Here is a 16,056-nt window from a genome sequence, read left to right as displayed (position 1 = left end):
GCAACCACCGGGACCTCAACAGCCGGAGCCGACGTCAACACCGACGGCACCAACTGAGGCAACTGCGAATCGGTCATGAACAAAACCTCCTACGGTTCGTCGTTCACAACCACCTTGGCACTAAGGGTTGAGCGAGCTGGGTTTAACGGTTGGCCAGCAGCTTCTGCAGCTCCTTGAGCTCGCTCTTGCGCTTGCGGCCGTTGTACGCCTTGATGCCGATCAGTGCGGCAATGCCGGCGACGATACCGCCGAGCACCTTCTGCACGGTCGAGTCCTGCAGCCAGCCAGCCGCCTCGTTCTTCGCGTTGCCGGCCAGCGTCTTCGGGTTGGTGCGGTCCGCGAGCTCGTCGAGGGTGTTGGCGAGCTGGCCGCGGGTGCGCTCGAGGTCGCGCTCGATGTCGTGAATGTCTCGTGCCACTTTGGAAAACTCCTACGTCTACGTTGACTTTTTCAGACTCACGTCTTTTCGTCTCCACAGTAGTGTAAAACGGGGAACCATGAGTGAGCCGATCAGACTGGAAAAGGGCGACACCGCCCCCGCCTTCACCCTCAAAAATGACCGCGGGGAAGATGTATCGCTTGCCGATTTCGCGGGCCAGCGGGTCATCGTTTACTTCTACCCCAAGGCAAATACCCCGGGTTGCACCACCGAGGCATGCGACTTCACCGACAGCATGGAGCAGTTCCGAGACGCGTCCGTAACCGTCTTGGGCGTCAGCCCCGACCCCGTGGACAAGCTGACCAAATTCCGGGCCGACCACAGCTTGGGCATCGAGCTGCTTTCCGACGAGCCAAAGGCCACCCTCACCGCGTACGGCGCCTTCGGCGAGAAGAAGAACTACGGCAAGGTGGTCCAGGGCGTCATCCGCTCAACGTTCTTGGTTTCGGTCGACGAGACAGGCGCCGGAACCATCGAGCAGGCCCAGTACAACGTGAAGGCCACCGGTCACGTGGGCCGCATTCTGCGCGACTGGGATATCTCAACCCCGCAAAATTAGTGGTGCGCCCGGAGAGACTTGAACTCTCACGCCATAAGGCACTGGAACCTAAATCCAGCGCGTCTGCCAATTCCGCCACGGGCGCGTCGTCGATGGATGTTACACGTCGCGCCGCCGCGACTGCTAACCGCGGCGCCGGTGACACACCGCATCAAACTTTCGTTTGGTCTTTCCAGGTCGGCGGGTAGACTGACGCCTTGTGAGCGACGAATCGAAGGATGTTGAGGGTACCGAACCGGTGCGCCAACGAGAGCGCGTTCGCGTGCGGTGGTGGCACATCGTCTTGCTTATCACCGCAGCAGTGACCTGCCTCCTGCTCGCGCGCTGGCAGTGGGAGCGCTACCAGTCTGGCTCCGGCACCTTCCAAAACCTCGGTTACGCACTGCAGTGGCCGTGCTTCGCCGCATTTTTCGTTTACGCCTACCGCGCAGGAATGCGGATGGAAAACGACAAGATCGACGCCGAGAATGCGGGCTTAACCATGGACGACCTATACGAGGCCGACGTGGCGAAGTACGGCGCCGACAACGGCCCGACCGAGATCGACGAGAACTTCTTGCCCTCCCGCCCCGACATGGACGTGGAGGAATACAACGCACTCGTCGCCCCTCGCCGCGAGAGGCGCAACGGATATGAAGGAGAACGAGCATGACACAGCCCGCACGGATCCACCCGGAACGTCAACGTCGCGTCAAGCAGGCGCTGCAGCTGTTCTCCATCACCGCGTGGGTGACCGGTGTGCTCCTGCTCCTGCTGGTCGCCCGCATGATCATGCAGTACGGCCTGGGCATGAACGTGGATTACCTGTCATGGGTTGCCCGCGTGCACGGTTTCGCGTTCGTGGCGTTCCTGATGGCCTCGCTCAACCTGGGGTCGAAGGCACGCTGGTCCGGCGGCACGTGGATCGCCACGGCGCTCTCCGGCGTCGTGCCGTTCATGTCCTTCGTGATCGAGGACAAGCGGCGTAAGGAAGTCAAGGAAACGTTCCAGCTCTCCTAACTGCACAAAGAATGAAGGCCCGGCAGGATCCTCCTGCCGGGCCTTTGCTCGCTGCTTACTCGTCGCCGGTCTTGGTCAGCACCATCACGCCGACTTTCTCAGCCTGATCGTTTTGCGGGCTCAGCGTCAGGGTGTCGCCGTTGCGCTCCGCCTCGTACTCGAGATCTTGGTGGGTCAGCGGGTCCTCGAGCTTGAACTCTTTATCGTCGCGCAGGCAGTTCGCCTCGTTGGTCTCGCCGTCGGTCTCGGTCATCTGCCATTCGCAGTCGCCGCCGTCGATCGAGATGGTGGCGCTGCCGCCGCCGGAGCCGTCCTGGGTAGCGGTGATGTCGCCGCTCCACTCGCCATCAAAATCGCCCGATTGGCCGCAGCCAGCGAGCAGGGCGCCCGAAGCCAGAACAGTTCCTACAAGTGCAATGGTTTTCTTCATTCCTCCACTGTAACCAATTGCCTCACACCAACGCGGCGATGTGCGGGGCCAAGGCGCGAAGCGCTTTGCCGCGGTGGGAACGCGCGTTCTTCTCCTCGGCTGTCAGTTCCGCGGAGGAGCGGCCGTCCGCATCGGCGGGCTGGAACAGCGGGTCGTAGCCGAAGCCGTTCTTACCGCGCGGTTCGCGCAGCAGCTCGCCCTCCCACCGGCCTTCGGCCGTGTGCTCCTCCCCCGCCGGGGTGACCAGCGCGCAGCAGGAGACGAACGCGGCGGCGCGCTCGTTGATGTCTGCCATCTGCGCGAGCAGCAGGTCGTTGTTGGCCTGGTCGTTGCCGTGGGTGCCGGACCAGCGCGCGGAGAGGACGCCGGGCATGCCGTTCAGCGCCTCCACTGTCAGACCGGAATCATCTGCCACACACGCCAGCCCGGTGGCCTTTGCCCCGGCGCGGGCCTTCAGCAGCGCGTTCTCCGCGAACGAGAGGCCGTCCTCGACGGGGTCCGGGTATGCCGGCGCCTCGTTGAGCGAGACCAGCTCCACACCGTCGATGTTCAGCTCGCGCAGCACCTGCTCCAGCTCGCGGACCTTACCCTGGTTCCGAGACGCAACGAGGACCTTTACCATCCCAGCGCCGCCTTCTGCGCCGCAATGAGCTCCTCGCAGCCCTGAGCGGCCACGTCGAGCATCTCGCCGAGCTGCTCGCGGCCGAACAGGCCGTGCTCGCCGGTGCCCTGGATCTCCACGAAGTTGCCGCCCTCCTGCATGACCACGTTGAGGTCCACCTCGGCGCGGGAATCCTCCTCGTAGGGCAGGTCCAGGCACACGCGGCCGTCGATAATGCCCGCAGAAACAGCGGCCACCGGCTTGAGCAGTGGCTCACCCGGGACCACCCCGCGCTCTTTGAGCACCGCGATAGCGTCGGCGAGCGCGACGTATGCGCCGGTGATGGAGGCAGTACGCGTGCCGCCGTCGGCCTGCAGTACGTCGCAGTCCAGCTGGATGGTGTTCTCGCCGAGCTGGCTCAGATCCACCGCGGCGCGCAGCGAGCGCCCGACCAGGCGGGAGATCTCGTGCGTGCGGCCTTTCACCTTGCCTTTCATGGATTCGCGCGGCATGCGCTCGTGCGTGGCCGACGGCAGCATGGCGTACTCGGCGGTGAGCCAGCCCTCGCCGGAATCCTTTTTAAAACGGGGCACGCCTTCTTCTACCGAGGCTGTGCACATGACGCGGGTGTTGCCGAACTCCACGAGCACGCTGCCCGCCGGGTTTGAGGTGAAGCCGCGGGTGATGCGCACCGGGCGCAGTTCGTCGAAAGCGCGGCCGTCGAGGCGCGAAAATTCAGTCATGCGCCCAAGGGTAACGCAGCCGGCTAGACGTCGAACGTGGCACCGGCGACGCCGAGGACGATCTCGCCGTCGAACTCGGCGCGGGCCGCCGCGAGCACTTCCTGCGGGTTCGCCCAGGGCTGGATGTGCACGAGCACCAGGGTCTTCACACCAGCTTCCTGGGCAATGCGCCCGGCCTCCCGGCCTGAAAGGTGCATGCTCTCGGTCTTGCCCTCAGAGGTGGCGCCCCAGGCGGCCTCGCAGAGGAAGAGGTCGGCGGCCCGCGCTGCGTCGATAAGGGTCGGCGTCCACCCGGAGTCGCCGGAAAACGTGATCACCTTGCCGGCAGCGTCCTCGATGCGCAGCGCGTGCGACTCCTGTGCCGGGTGGACGACGTCGAACGGGGTGATGGTTAAGCCGCTGACGTGTTCCGGCTGCCCGGCGCGCCAGGTGGTGAATTCGAAGGTGTCGGAAATATCGTCCAACTCCCCCTGCCCGTCGGCGCTCATGCGGCCGAAGTGCTCCGGCGCGTATGACGGCCCGATGAGACGGTGCCGCTCGGCCGCTGGGGCCGTCGGATGGTAGCGGCGCCACACCAGCAGCGAGGGAAAGTCGGAGCAGTGGTCGGCGTGGAGGTGGCTGAAGACGACGTGGGCCGCAGCAGGGTCGAACCGCTCCTGCATCGCGGCCAGGGCCCCCGGGCCGAAGTCCATCACCACGTCGGTTTCACCCGGCACCGAGATGACGTAGGAGGAAGCTGGGTTGCCGGGCGCGCCCAGACTCCCGGAACACCCGAGGATGGTCAACTGCATGGATTCACTCTGCCACGAACGGCCGCGAAATTCCTACTAAAAACGCGAACGTCTCATCCGCGGCCCACGGCGCGCACCGGCGGAGCCAGGAAGCGGCGTGCCAGCGCGTCGAAGGTGTCGGGGTCGCCGGTGGATTCGAAGATGTGGGTGGGGGCGGAATCCTCGCTGTGCAGCATCTCGCGTTCAGTGAGGACACGCAGGACGTCCTTCGACGTCTCCTCCGCCGAGGAGACGAGCGTGACCTCATCCCCCACCGCAATCTGGATCACGCCGGAGAGCAGCGGGTAGTGGGTGCAGCCCAGCACGAGGGTGTCTACGCCCGCTTCGCGCAGCGGCGCCACGTAGCCGCGGGCCACCTCGAGGACGTCTGTGCCGGACGTCTTGCCCTGCTCCACAAAGGGCACGAACTGCGGGCAGGCGGCGGCGGTGATCTCCAACCCCGGGTGCACCGAGAACAGGTCCTGGTAGGCGCCGGAATTGATGGTGCCCTGGGTGCCGATGACGCCGATTTTGTGGTTGCGCGTTGTGGCGATGGCGCGGCGCACCGCGGGCTGGATGACCTCGATCACGGGAATGTCGTAGCGCTCCCTGGCGTCGTGCAAAAACGCGGCGCTGGCCGTGTTGCACGCGATGACCAGCATTTTGCAGCCGCGTTCCACCAGCTCGTCGGCAATGCGCTGGGAGTGCGCGCGCACATTCGCAATGGGCTGCGGGCCGTACGGCCCGTTCGCAGTGTCGCCAATGTAGATCAGGGACTCGCCCGGCAACTGGTCCATCACCGCGCGGGCGACGGTGAGACCGCCCACCCCAGAGTCGAAGAGCCCGATAGGTGCGTTGTTGCCGGCGAAAGATTCCACGCCGGACATCCTATCCCCGCCGCCGCGCCTGCTTTTCAAGCGCTTTCGCCTGCTTCTTTGCCGCCAGCGCGGGCGGATCGTCGGACGTGATCACCATGCCGGCAACGAAACCGCCGACTGCGCCGAACAGGTGCGCCTGCCAGCTCACTCCCTCGGTGCCCGGCAGCACCCCGTAGATCAGACCGGAGTAGAAAAAGCCCAGGACGAGGCCGGTGAGGATTTGGCTGAGCGAGCGATTGAAAAAGCCGCGAACGATAAGGTACGTCAGCCAGCCGTACACCAGACCGGACGCGCCAATGTGGTTCGTGCCGACGCCGCCGAGCAGCCAGGTGCCAAGGCCGCCGATGAGCACCACCAAGCCGGTGACCTCCCAAAACACCCGCTTGCCGGAGTAGCCCACCAGATATGCGAACAGCGCCCCCGGCAGCGAGTTGGAGATGATGTGCTCCAGGTTCGCGTGCAGCAGCGGGGCGGTGACAATGTAAGGCAGCCCGTAGGGGTCCAGCGGGTGAATGCCGAACGCTTGCAGCCAGGGGAAAAAGTTCTGGAGGATAAACACCGCCCAGATCACCGCGAGGAAGCCCACCGCGAAACGCAGGCCCGTCTTCCGCCGTGCTTTTCTTGTCGACGACCTCCGGTTGCTAGGCAGATTCTGCCCCGGTGCCGCGTACGGGTTGTACGGGCGCTGCCCTGCTTGGCCCGCTTGGCCGTAGCCCCACCCCTGCGGGGCGCTGTTCTGGTTGCTCATCGAGGTTGGAGTGTAGCCGGTCGCCCAGGCCCCGGGCAGTGCTTACCGCCCGACGAGGTCGCGCCACCCGGTGAACCCGAATGCGCTATCGGCGCCGACAACGGCATCCACAATCGCCGCCTGCACCGCCCCCGCGGCGGCTTCTCCGAGCATCGCGAGCACCTCGACGTCACGCACAGGTGCTTTCTCAACGGCGGTGGATACCGCGAACAGCGTGTCCCCGTCCAGCGGTGAATGGGCTGGGCGCACCGCGCGGGCGATGCCGTCGTGGCCCGTCATGGCGAGGCGTTTGAGCTGCGCTTTGGTCAGCGGCGCGTCGGTGGCGATTACCCCGATGGTGGTGTTGAGCTTCGGTGCCGGCCGCTCGAGCCGGCGAAACCGCTCCAGGTCCACGGCGGGCTGGGAGGGATCGCCGTAGAGCAGCCCCGTCGCCGGGTCAACGACGGAGCCCACCGGGTTGGCAACGACGCACGCCGCGACCGTGTACCCCGCCGCCGTGGCGGACGCGTGGCCCACGCCCCCGCGTAGCACCCCGGCGGTGGCGCCGCAGCCCGCGCCGACGGAGCCGGAAGTCAGGTCAGATCGCTCGGTATCGAGCGCCGCCGCCACCGCGGCGGCGCCGTCGGCCGCACCCGGCCGGTGCGACGCCTCGCCGACGACCAGATCGAAAATCACGGCTGCCGGGACAATCGGGACGCGCGGTCCGGGCGCGCCCTCCCCGAATACGGGGAAGCCCCGGCCGCGCCGCTCCAGCTCGGCCATGGCACCGTCGGCCGCGGCAAGCCCGAACGCGGAGCCGCCGCACAGCATGATGGCGTGGACGCGCTCGACGGTGTTGTGCGGCTCCAGAAGGTCGGTCTCGCGCGTGCCGGGTCCGCCGCCGCGCACGTCCACCGCGGCCACCATCCCGGCCGGATCCGCTGCCACGAGGGCGGTGACCCCCGTGTCGCCGAGGGAGGTGTGCGCGGTGAGGACCGAAGGGGCGTCGAGAAGCATTAGCCCATCAGGGCTTCCAGCAGGGAGTCCTGGCAGAACGCGAGCCAGTCGATCAAGCGCTGGCGGTCTTCGCGCGCGGCCTCACTGCCGGAATCGTCCGCGGAGGCGTAGAGGCGCATGTCGTTCAGCGCGGCGATGAATTGGTGGGCCTCGGCCTCTTCAATCGTCACCTCGACGCCGCCGGTGGGACCGAGAGCGGCGTTCACCACCTGCAGGTTGGTCAGCTTCGCGCGGATAATGTCGTTTTCGTGCAGGCTGCGCAGCAACCCGTTGTCGCCGTCGAACTCCTCGTCGCCCTCGCGCTCGAAGTCCGGGAGCAGACGGGCCAGCCGCGGATCCGCCGGCGCGTCGGTGTGGCCGGTGGCAACGCCGAGCATCTCCGCGAAGTCGTCCTTCGGCGCGGACTGGGCGCGCGCAATGAGCGCCTCCGAAACGGTGGCGGTGAGATCGCCGATCACCTCGCGCTCCAGCGGGTCGAAGACGGTGGAGTACTTCGGGGTGGAGCGCATCAGGCCCTTTTTCTTACGCCACGGCTGCATAGTCCCCCCTATCCCGCCTGCTGCATCGTCGCCCACAGGCCGGCGGTGTGTAGCTTCTTTACGTCGGTTTCCACCTTGTCCTTCTCCCCGGAGGAGACCACGGCTTTGCCCTCGGTGTGCACCTGCATCATCAGCTCGGTGGCGCGCTTCTTGTCGTACCCCAGCACGGTTTGGAAGACGTAGGTGACGTAGCTCATGAGGTTCACCGGGTCGTCCCAGACGATGCACAGCCACGGCAGGTTCTCGCTCGGGGCCACATCGACATCCACGGATTCATCCACGTCCGGGGTTGCGAGCGGCGAGCCCATACGCGCGGCACGATGCGCCGCAGGGAAATCGGCTGAGGAAAACATGTGAACTACCCTACCGTCTCGGACCGGCAAGGTAGTCTGGCTCACCATGAACGAGACTCCCACCCACTCCACCGGCACGCGGGGCTCAACCGCTTTCTTTACAGACATGTACGAGCTGACCATGCTCGATGCCGCGTTGAAGGACGGCACCGCGCAGCGGGAATGCATTTTCGAGGTGTTCGGCCGCCGGTTGCCCAACGAGCGGCGGTACGGCGTCGTCGCGGGCACTGAGCGGGTGCTCGACGCCATCACGAAGTTCCGCTTCACCCCGGACCAGCTGGACTCTGCGGACTTCCTCTCGCCGCAGGCGCGGGAGTACCTGGCCAATTACAAGTTCTCCGGCCAGATCGACGGCTACCGCGAGGGAGACCTGTACTTCCCTTACTCCCCCATCATGACGGTGCGTGGCACGTTCGCGGAGTGCGTGATCTTGGAGACGGTCATTCTGTCCATCCTCAACTCGGATTCCGCCGTGGCTTCGGCGGCCTCGCGCATGGTCTCCGCGGCTGACGGGCGGCCGATCATCGAGATGGGCTCGCGCCGCACCAACGAGCAAAACGCCGTGTCCGCGGCCCGCGCCACCTACATCGCCGGCTTCAACGCCACCTCCAACATGGAGGCCTCGCTGCGCTACGGCATCCCCGCCTCCGGCACCTCGGCCCACTCCTGGACCCTGCTGCACGTTGACGAGGACGGCCGCCCGGACGAGAAGGCTGCGTTTCAGGGGCAGATCGATTCGCTTGGCGTGGACACCACGTTGCTGGTGGACACCTTCGACATCACCAAGGGCGTGGAGAACGCCCTCGCGGTCGCGGGGACCGAGCTGGGCGGGGTGCGCATCGACTCGGGCGACCTCGGCATTGTGTCGCGCCGCGTGCGTAAACAGCTGGATGAGGCGGGCGCCTTCAACACCCGCATCATCGTCTCCTCTGACCTGGACGAATTTGCCATCGCCGGCTTGCGCGGCGACCCCGTGGACGGCTTCGGCGTGGGCACCTCCGTCGTCACCGGTTCGAGCGCCCCGACCGCCGGCCTGGTGTACAAACTCGTCGAGGTTGAGGGCCACCCGGTAGCCAAGCGCTCCTCCGGCAAAATCACCCACGGCGGCGGAAAAACCGCGCTCCGCGCCTACCGCTCCTCCGGTGTGGCCGTGGCCGAGGTGGTCCTTCCCCTCGGCACGGAGGTGGCGCACAAGCCCAACCTGGACTACCGGGAGATGACCGTGCCGCTCATCCGCGACGGCGAGATCGTGGACGGCCAGCCCAGCATCGACGAGATCCGCGAGCTGCATGCCGCCGCCCGCAAGACGCTGCCGTGGGAGGGCCTCGCGCTCTCACGGGGCGAGGTTGCCATCCCCACCAAGTTCATCGGCTTCCCAGAACCGACCGAGTAGGCCGTGGCACAAGACGAACCGCTGAACCAGTCCACCACCGATCTGCTCGCCGCAGCCGTCGAATCCCTCGGCGGGGCGCGCCGGCCAGGCCAGGTCAAGATGGCCGAGGCCGTAACCAACGCGCTGGAATCCGAACGTCACCTTGCGGTGCAGGCCGGCACGGGCACCGGCAAGTCGCTGGCGTACCTCGTCCCCGCCATCCGCCACGCCCAGACACACGACACCACCGTGGTGGTCTCCACCGCAACGATCGCGCTGCAGCGTCAGCTCGTCGATAGGGATCTGCCCCGCCTCGCCGACGCGCTCGAGCCGCTGCTGCCCGAACGCCCCACATTCGCCATCCAAAAGGGCCGCAACAACTACGTCTGCCTGCATAAACTCTCGCTTGACGACGAACCTTCGGACTCTCTCATCGAGGAAGAGGACCTGTCCTGGCTGGGCAAACACGTCAAACGCGTGGCCGAGTGGGCGCAAGACACAGAGACCGGCGACCGCGACGACCTAGTACCCGGCGTGCCGGACATGGCGTGGCGGCAAGTGTCCGTGACCTCCAACGAATGCCTGGGGGCCTCCCGCTGCCCGCACGGCGAGGAGTGTTTCGCGGAGATCGCCCGCGAGCGCACCAAGGATGTCGACGTGGTGGTGACCAACCACGCGCTGCTGGCGATCGACGCGCTGGCCGACGTCGCAGTGCTGCCTGAACACGACGCGGTGATTATCGACGAGGCCCACGAGCTCGACGGCCGCATCACCTCCGTGGCCACCGCCGAGATTTCGGCCCGCGCCCTGACGATGGCCGCGCGCCGCGCCAGCAAGCTGGGCGCGTCCCGCGACACGCTCGAGGACGTGATCGACGACTTCACCGCCGCCATCGACGTGGAGGCACCCGGCCGCTGGGAGACCATCTCCGACCCGGCCCGCGGCGCCTTTGCGGCGCTGCGGGACGCCCTGTGGAAGACCCGCAGCGGCATTTCGGATGCCCCACCGGGTGAATCCGAGAACGACCCGGAGCGGTTCGCCGAACGCGCCAACCTGAAAAACCACCTGGAGGACCTGCACGACGCTGTCGTGCGCATCCTTGAGGTCTTCGACGAGCCAGACCCCGCCAAGCACCTGGACGTGGTGTGGCTGACCCGCTCAGAACGCTACGGCGATTCGGTGTCGGTGGCGCCGCTGTCCGTCGCAGGGCTGCTGCACGAGAAGCTGTTCGGCGAGCACTCCGTTGTGCTCACATCCGCCACGCTGACGGTCGGCGGGAACTTCAACGCCATGGCCGCCTCGTGGGGCCTGCCCAAGGGAACCTGGGACGCGCTGGACGCGGGCACGCCGTTCGACCCGGCCAAGTCCGGCATCCTCTACACGGCCACGCACCTGCCCACCCCCGGCCGGGACGGCCTCACCGCAGCAACCCTCGACGAAATTGCTGAGCTGATCACCGCCGCGGGCGGGCGCACCTTGGGCTTGTTCTCCTCCCGCCGCGCGGCCGAGCAGGCCGCGGAGGCGATGCGCGCGCGCCTACCCTTCGACATCCTGCTCCAAGGCGAGGATTCGACGGGTGCACTCGTGGACGCGTTTGCCAAAAACGAAAACTCCTGCCTCTTCGGCACCCTCACCCTGTGGCAGGGCGTGGACGTGCCGGGCAGCGCGTGCTCGCTGGTCATCATCGACCGCATCCCGTTCCCCCGCCCCGACGACCCGCTCCTGCAAGCGCGCTCCAACGCCGCGGACGCTGCGGGCCGCTCCGGCTTCATGGAGGTCTCCGCCACCCACGCCTCGCTGCTCATGGCGCAGGGGGCCGGCCGTCTGCTCCGTTCGGTCACCGACCGCGGCGTGGTGGCCGTCTTGGATAACCGGCTGGCCACGAAGCGCTACGGCTCATTCATCAGGCGTAGTCTCCCCGCGTTCTGGGACACTACGGACCCGAACGTTGTGCGCGGGGCGCTGCGAAGGCTCGTCGCTAAGCAATAGCGACAACGGTGGTCGACCCAGGCGCGACCTCCGTAAACCCGGCATCGCGCACCGGTACCGACCCCTGGTGGGAGCACAGCCGCTTAAACTCCGCGGCGTCGACCTCGCGCACGTTCAGCGGAAAACCCGCCTCCGCCCACCGCCACACCCACGCGGTATCGCGCGCGGCCGCGAGCAGCATCGACGCGTGGCCGACCTGGGCGGCGGCCTTACCCGCCGACATCTCTAGGGAGGCATCGACCGCGATGAGCGGCGCGGTGTCGTCAAGGGGTAGCTCCTCACCCAGCTCGAGTTCGGTGCCCTTGATCTGGAGCTTGGCAATCTCGTGCGGCACGTCGCGCACCGCCGACGGCACGAAAGCCCGCACCGAACCCACCGTGACGCCCGGAAGCGCCTGCACGTCGTCCCACGGCTTGTTTCGCGCACGGCGGGCCACCTTGCGTATGCGGTGGGAATACCAGCGGTCCAGACCAGTACGCCAAAAGCCCTCCTTGCCGGCGCGCGGATCCAGGCACACCGACACCGCGGCCCGGGCGGCATCGTTGAGCACGGCGTTGCGGGTCGGCGGGTCCTGCTTGGGAAGGTTGATCACCAACTGCATCGCCTGGACGGTCTGCGGATCGTCCGGATCCTCCGAGCGGGCCTTGTTGTCCCCGGAGACACGTTGCTGGAGCAGCTGGTGTGCGGCGACGAAATTCGGGTCAATCACTCCGGCCAGGGTACTCCCCCGCCCACGACCCCGGACACGGCAAACCCCCGCCGAAGCGGGGGTTCGTTCAGGAGGCCGGTGCGAGAGTGCTAGCTCGTGGCGCGAGCGTTACCCTCGCTGGCGGCAAACTCGTGGGTGCCGCTCTTGCCGGATTCGCTGTGGCCTACGTGCGCCTCGCGGCGCAGGGTCTCCACCATGTGCGGGTAGTGCAGCTCGAACGCGGGGCGCTCGGAGCGGATACGCGGCAGCGCGGTGAAGTTGTGGCGCGGCGGCGGGCAGGAGGTCGCCCACTCGAGCGAGTTGCCGTAGCCCCACGGATCGTCGACGGTGACGATCTCGCCGTAGCGCCAGGACTTGAACACGTTCCAGATGAACGGCAGGAAGCCGATGCCCAAGATGAACGCGCCGATGGTGGACACCTGGTTCAGCAGCGTGAAGCCGTCGGTGTCCAGGTAGTCAGCGTAACGGCGCGGCATGCCCATGTTGCCCAGCCAGTGCTGGACCAAGAAGGTCATGTTGAAGCCGACGACGGTGAACCAGAAGTGGATCTTGCCCAGCTTCTCGTCCAGCATGCGACCGGTCATCTTTGGGAACCAGAAGTACACGCCGGCGGTGGAAGCGAACACCACGGTGCCGAAGAGGGTGTAGTGGAAGTGCGCAACCACGAAGTAGGAGTCGTGCAGCTGGAAGTCCAGCGGCGGGGAGGCCAGCATGATGCCGGTCAGGCCGCCGAACAGGAAGGTGAACAGGAAGCCGGTGGCCCACAGCATCGGGGTCTCGAAGGTGAGGTGGCCGTTCCACATCGTGCCCAGCCAGTTGAAGAACTTCACACCGGTCGGCACGGCGATGAGGAAGGTCATGAAGGAGAAGAACGGCAGGAGCACGGCGCCGGTGGCGAACATGTGGTGCGCCCACACAGCCATGGATAGACCGCCGATGGCCAAGGTCGCGAAGACCAGGCCGATGTAACCGAAGATCGGCTTGCGGGAGAAGACCGGAACGATCTCAGAGATCACGCCGAAGAACGGAAGCGCCAGAACGTACACCTCGGGGTGGCCGAAGAACCAGAAGAGGTGCTGCCACAGGATGGTGCCGCCGTTGGCGGTGTCGAAGATGTGGCCGCCCAGCAGACGGTCATACAGCACGCCCATTGCCGCAGCGGTCAGCAGCGGGAAGATCATCAGCGCGAGGATCGAGGTGACCAGGATCGTCCACACGAACGGCGACAGGCGGAACATGGTCATGCCCGGCGCGCGCATGGTCAGCACGGTGGTGAGCATGTTCACGGCGGAGGCGATGGTGCCCACACCGGTTGCGCCGACGCCGACGATCCAGAGGTTCGCGGAGACGGACGGGGTGTGCACGGCGTCTGCCAGCGGCATATACATGGTCCAGCCGAAGTCTGCCGCGCCGCCCGGGGTGATAAATCCCAGGAGCATGGCCACGACACCAACGGTGGTGACCCAGAAGCCGAACGCGTTCAGACGCGGGAACGCTACGTCCGGCGCGCCGATCTGCAGCGGCAGCACGTAGTTGGCAAAGCCCCAGACGATCGGGGTACCGAACGCGAGGAGCATCACCGTGCCGTGCATGGTGAACAGCTGGTTGAACTGCTCGTTGGACAGGAACTGCAGGCCCGGGTTGAACAACTCAGCACGGATGAGCAGCGCCATCAGACCGGCCACAAAGAACCAGACGAAGGACATGATGATGTACATGATGCCCAGTTCTTTGTGGTCGGTCGTGGTGAGCTGCTTGTAAATCTTCGAACCCTTACGGGCGTTGCCCGTGGGTTCAGGGCGTGTCGGCGGGACGTAATTGTCCAGCCGCGGTGCCACAGCGGTCATTTGATCCTCCTGACTACAGCAGCCGCCCCCTCCCCGAAACCAGGCCGGATCGGGCACAACTGCCACGAGTGATACCTGATCAGCATAACGTTCCGCACATTGTTTTTCCAGCCTCCCACAACGGTGCCCCCGTGCGGGGTAAACGCACCCGGAGGTGAAACGCATGGGGCGCGTGAGCACGCCTGTGGCCATCCCCTGCAGCAAACGCGGATGCCCCGGCTCGCTGGGGGCGAACCGGGGCGGGTGTCTCCGAAGGGACGTCGAGAAGCAGCTGACTAGAAGTCCCAGTCGTCGTCTTGGGTGTCCTCGGCGCGGCCGATGACGTAAGAGGAGCCAGAGCCGGAGAAGAAGTCGTGGTTCTCGTCCGCGTTCGGCGACAGGGAGGCGAGGATGGCCGGCGAGACCTTCGTCTCATCCGCCGGGAAGAGCCCCTCGTAGCCGAGGTTGTTCAGCGCCTTGTTGGCGTTGTAGCGCAGGAAGCGCTTGACGTCCTCGGTCCAGCCGAGCGAGTCGTAGATGTCTTCGGTGTACTGGTTTTCGTTCTCGTACAGGTCGTAGAGCAGCTCGAACGCGTAGTCCTTCAGCTCCTCCTTGCGCCCCTCGCTCTCCCCGCGCAGCGCAACTTGGTACTTGTAGCCGATGTAGTAGCCGTGCACCGCCTCGTCGCGGATGATTAGGCGGATGATGTCGGCAGTGTTGGTCAGCTTCGAGTGCACGGACCAGTTCAGCGGCAGGTAAAAGCCGGAGTAAAAGAGGAAGGACTCGAGCATCACGGAGGCGATCTTGCGCTTCAGCGGGTCATCGCCCTGGTAGTAGCTCATGATGATCTTGGCCTTGCGCTGCAGGTACTCGTTTTCCTCAGACCAGCGGAACGCGTCGTTGATCGCGGGCGTATCTGCCAGCGTCATGAAGATGTTGGAGTACGACTTCGCGTGCACGGACTCCATGAACGCGATGTTGGTCAGCACCGCCTCTTCGTGCAGCGAGGTTGCGTCGGGCAACAGTGAGACCGCGCCAACGGTGCCCTGAATGGTGTCCAGCAGCGTCAGGCCGGTGAACACGCGCATGGTGGCCTGCTTTTCCTCGTCGGTGAGGGTGTTCCAGCTCGGGATGTCGTTGGACACCGGGATCTTTTCCGGCAGCCAGAAATTGCCGGTCAGGCGGTCCCACACCTCGAGGTCCTTGTCGTCCGGGACGCTATTCCAGTTGATAGCCTTCACCGGTGTGTCGTGCGATTCCAAGAAACGCGCGTAATCCTCAGTCATGGCGACCATCCTACTTCCGTGTCAAGCTCGCCTCGGAGCATGCCTTAGACTACTGCGGTACGAGCCGGAACGTCGTCCATACAAGGAGGTGGCGCCCATGGCCGAACGCGGCCGTCGGTCCTCTCAACCCCTGCTTTCGTCGATCTTGGACACCCTCGGCGAGGAAATTGTCTCGGGCAAACAACCCGAGGGCAACACGTTCACGCTGCACGACTTGTCGGAGCGGTTCGACATCTCCCGCACCGTGGCCCGCGAGGCGATGCGCGCGCTGGAGCAGCTCGGCCTGGTGTCGTCGTCGCGCCGCGTGGGCCTGAAGGTCCTGCCGCAAAGCGAGTGGAACGTCTTCGACCACGCCGTCATTTCCTGGCGGCTGCGCAGCAACGAGCAGCGCCCGGCCCAGCTCGCGTCACTGCGGGAGCTCCGGGATTCCGTCGAACCCGGCGCGGCCCGCCTTGCGGCCGTCAACGCCACACAAGAACAGGCGCGCCGCTTGCGCGAGCTGGCGGAGCAGATCGTGGAGCTCGCCGGCCAAGACGCGGGCAACTCCGAGGCCTTCCAAGAGGCGGACCTAGAATTCCACGCGCTCATGCTGGAAGCTTCCCGCAACGAGATGTTCATCGCGCTCACGCAGCCCATCATGGGCATCATGAGCGGCCGCGCGCTCTACGGCATCATGCCGGACGACCCGCACGTGGACACCATGCAGATCCACGTGGAACTCGCCGCGGCGATCTCCCGCGGCGACGCTGACGCGGCGGAGGATGCTTCCCGGCGCCTCCTCCGAGGCGTCAACGACTTCATGGAAATGTAGCGCTGCGC

19 protein-coding genes and 1 tRNA gene are annotated in these 16,056 nt (G+C 66.0%); 6 read left to right on the top strand and 14 right to left on the bottom strand.

Going from position 1 to position 16,056, the window contains the following annotated elements:
- Window positions 1-142 precede the first annotated feature (142 nt).
- Window positions 143-418: a DUF3618 domain-containing protein gene (locus HF989_RS09905; RefSeq protein ID WP_168686120.1), complete on the bottom strand. Its 276-nt coding sequence runs from the start codon at window positions 416-418 to the stop codon at window positions 143-145.
- Window positions 419-497: 79 nt separating this feature from the next.
- On the opposite strand from HF989_RS09905, the gene bcp reads away from it, so the two are divergent.
- Window positions 498-998 (top strand): thioredoxin-dependent thiol peroxidase, encoded by a 501-nt coding sequence (gene bcp, locus HF989_RS09900; protein WP_168686118.1) that lies wholly within the window; start codon window positions 498-500, stop codon window positions 996-998.
- On the opposite strand, the gene HF989_RS09895 is transcribed toward bcp, so the two are convergent.
- Window positions 999-1,083, bottom strand: a tRNA-Leu gene (locus HF989_RS09895). It lies immediately after the preceding gene.
- A gap of 114 nt (window positions 1,084-1,197) precedes the next feature.
- Between HF989_RS09895 and HF989_RS09890 the strand changes: the two genes are divergently transcribed.
- Both HF989_RS09890 and HF989_RS09885 read left to right on the top strand, forming a co-directional pair.
- Entirely contained in the window at window positions 1,198-1,650 is a 453-nt protein-coding gene (locus HF989_RS09890; RefSeq protein ID WP_168686117.1) for a hypothetical protein, read from the top strand.
- Window positions 1,647-1,997, top strand: a complete 351-nt coding sequence (locus HF989_RS09885) for a DUF3817 domain-containing protein (protein WP_168686115.1) — start codon at window positions 1,647-1,649, stop codon at window positions 1,995-1,997. The genes HF989_RS09890 and HF989_RS09885 overlap by 4 nt, the downstream gene beginning before the upstream one ends.
- A gap of 55 nt (window positions 1,998-2,052) precedes the next feature.
- On the opposite strand, the gene HF989_RS09880 is transcribed toward HF989_RS09885, so the two are convergent.
- From HF989_RS09880 to clpS, 9 genes are read right to left on the bottom strand one after another with little or no spacing between them, the layout of a single operon-like run.
- Complete coding sequence (locus tag HF989_RS09880) at window positions 2,053-2,427, bottom strand: lipoprotein (RefSeq protein ID WP_168686113.1); 375 nt, start codon at window positions 2,425-2,427, stop codon at window positions 2,053-2,055.
- 22 nt (window positions 2,428-2,449) lie between these two features.
- The gene (rdgB, locus tag HF989_RS09875) at window positions 2,450-3,049 is read right to left on the bottom strand and encodes an RdgB/HAM1 family non-canonical purine NTP pyrophosphatase (protein ID WP_168686111.1); all 600 of its coding nucleotides are present in this window, start codon (window positions 3,047-3,049) and stop codon (window positions 2,450-2,452) included.
- Window positions 3,043-3,771: a ribonuclease PH gene (rph, locus tag HF989_RS09870; RefSeq protein ID WP_168686109.1), complete on the bottom strand. Its 729-nt coding sequence runs from the start codon at window positions 3,769-3,771 to the stop codon at window positions 3,043-3,045. The genes rdgB and rph overlap by 7 nt, the downstream gene beginning before the upstream one ends.
- A gap of 23 nt (window positions 3,772-3,794) precedes the next feature.
- Window positions 3,795-4,562, bottom strand: coding sequence for an MBL fold metallo-hydrolase (locus HF989_RS09865; RefSeq protein ID WP_168686107.1), 768 nt, complete (start codon window positions 4,560-4,562; stop codon window positions 3,795-3,797).
- A 53-nt stretch (window positions 4,563-4,615) separates the two neighbouring features.
- Window positions 4,616-5,419 (bottom strand): glutamate racemase, encoded by an 804-nt coding sequence (gene murI / locus HF989_RS09860; RefSeq protein ID WP_236627180.1) that lies wholly within the window; start codon window positions 5,417-5,419, stop codon window positions 4,616-4,618.
- 10 nt (window positions 5,420-5,429) lie between these two features.
- Window positions 5,430-6,167, bottom strand: coding sequence for a rhomboid family intramembrane serine protease (locus HF989_RS09855; protein ID WP_168686105.1), 738 nt, complete (start codon window positions 6,165-6,167; stop codon window positions 5,430-5,432).
- Between the two features lie 42 nt (window positions 6,168-6,209).
- The gene (locus HF989_RS09850) at window positions 6,210-7,163 is read right to left on the bottom strand and encodes a P1 family peptidase (protein WP_168686103.1); all 954 of its coding nucleotides are present in this window, start codon (window positions 7,161-7,163) and stop codon (window positions 6,210-6,212) included.
- Window positions 7,163-7,702 carry a DUF2017 domain-containing protein gene (locus HF989_RS09845; RefSeq protein WP_168686101.1) on the bottom strand — a complete coding sequence of 180 codons (540 nt, stop codon included), beginning with the start codon at window positions 7,700-7,702 and terminating at the stop codon, window positions 7,163-7,165. Before HF989_RS09845 ends, HF989_RS09850 begins: the two co-directional genes overlap by 1 nt.
- Before the next feature lie 8 nt (window positions 7,703-7,710).
- On the bottom strand, window positions 7,711-8,010 hold the full coding sequence (gene clpS / locus HF989_RS09840; protein ID WP_168686131.1) for an ATP-dependent Clp protease adapter ClpS: 300 nt from the start codon (window positions 8,008-8,010) through the stop codon (window positions 7,711-7,713).
- A 91-nt stretch (window positions 8,011-8,101) separates the two neighbouring features.
- Between clpS and HF989_RS09835 the strand changes: the two genes are divergently transcribed.
- Both HF989_RS09835 and HF989_RS09830 read left to right on the top strand, forming a co-directional pair.
- Window positions 8,102-9,448, top strand: a complete 1,347-nt coding sequence (locus HF989_RS09835; RefSeq protein WP_168686099.1) for a nicotinate phosphoribosyltransferase — start codon at window positions 8,102-8,104, stop codon at window positions 9,446-9,448.
- 3 nt (window positions 9,449-9,451) lie between these two features.
- A complete protein-coding gene (locus HF989_RS09830; protein ID WP_168686097.1) occupies window positions 9,452-11,416 on the top strand; it encodes a helicase C-terminal domain-containing protein in 1,965 nt (654 codons plus the stop codon).
- Here HF989_RS09830 and HF989_RS09825 read toward each other — a convergent pair.
- From HF989_RS09825 to nrdF, 3 genes are all read right to left on the bottom strand, one after another.
- On the bottom strand, window positions 11,406-12,125 hold the full coding sequence (locus tag HF989_RS09825) for a peptidyl-tRNA hydrolase (RefSeq protein ID WP_343033599.1): 720 nt from the start codon (window positions 12,123-12,125) through the stop codon (window positions 11,406-11,408). The two genes, HF989_RS09830 and HF989_RS09825, sit on opposite strands and share 11 nt — an antisense overlap.
- Window positions 12,126-12,214: 89 nt before the next feature.
- Window positions 12,215-13,972 carry an aa3-type cytochrome oxidase subunit I gene (gene ctaD / locus HF989_RS09820; RefSeq protein ID WP_168686095.1) on the bottom strand — a complete coding sequence of 586 codons (1,758 nt, stop codon included), beginning with the start codon at window positions 13,970-13,972 and terminating at the stop codon, window positions 12,215-12,217.
- A 275-nt stretch (window positions 13,973-14,247) separates the two neighbouring features.
- Window positions 14,248-15,237, bottom strand: a complete 990-nt coding sequence (nrdF, locus tag HF989_RS09815) for a class 1b ribonucleoside-diphosphate reductase subunit beta (protein ID WP_168686093.1) — start codon at window positions 15,235-15,237, stop codon at window positions 14,248-14,250.
- Window positions 15,238-15,334: 97 nt separating this feature from the next.
- Here nrdF and HF989_RS09810 point away from each other — a divergent pair, with 97 nt between their 5' ends.
- Complete coding sequence (locus HF989_RS09810; RefSeq protein ID WP_168686091.1) at window positions 15,335-16,048, top strand: FadR/GntR family transcriptional regulator; 714 nt, start codon at window positions 15,335-15,337, stop codon at window positions 16,046-16,048.
- Window positions 16,049-16,056: the final 8 nt, after the last annotated feature.

Source organism: Corynebacterium mucifaciens, from assembly GCF_012396315.1.
Taxonomy (GTDB): domain Bacteria; phylum Actinomycetota; class Actinomycetes; order Mycobacteriales; family Mycobacteriaceae; genus Corynebacterium; species Corynebacterium mucifaciens.
Note: the sequence above shows the minus strand (reverse complement) of the source record. Positions and strands in the feature narration are given on the sequence as shown.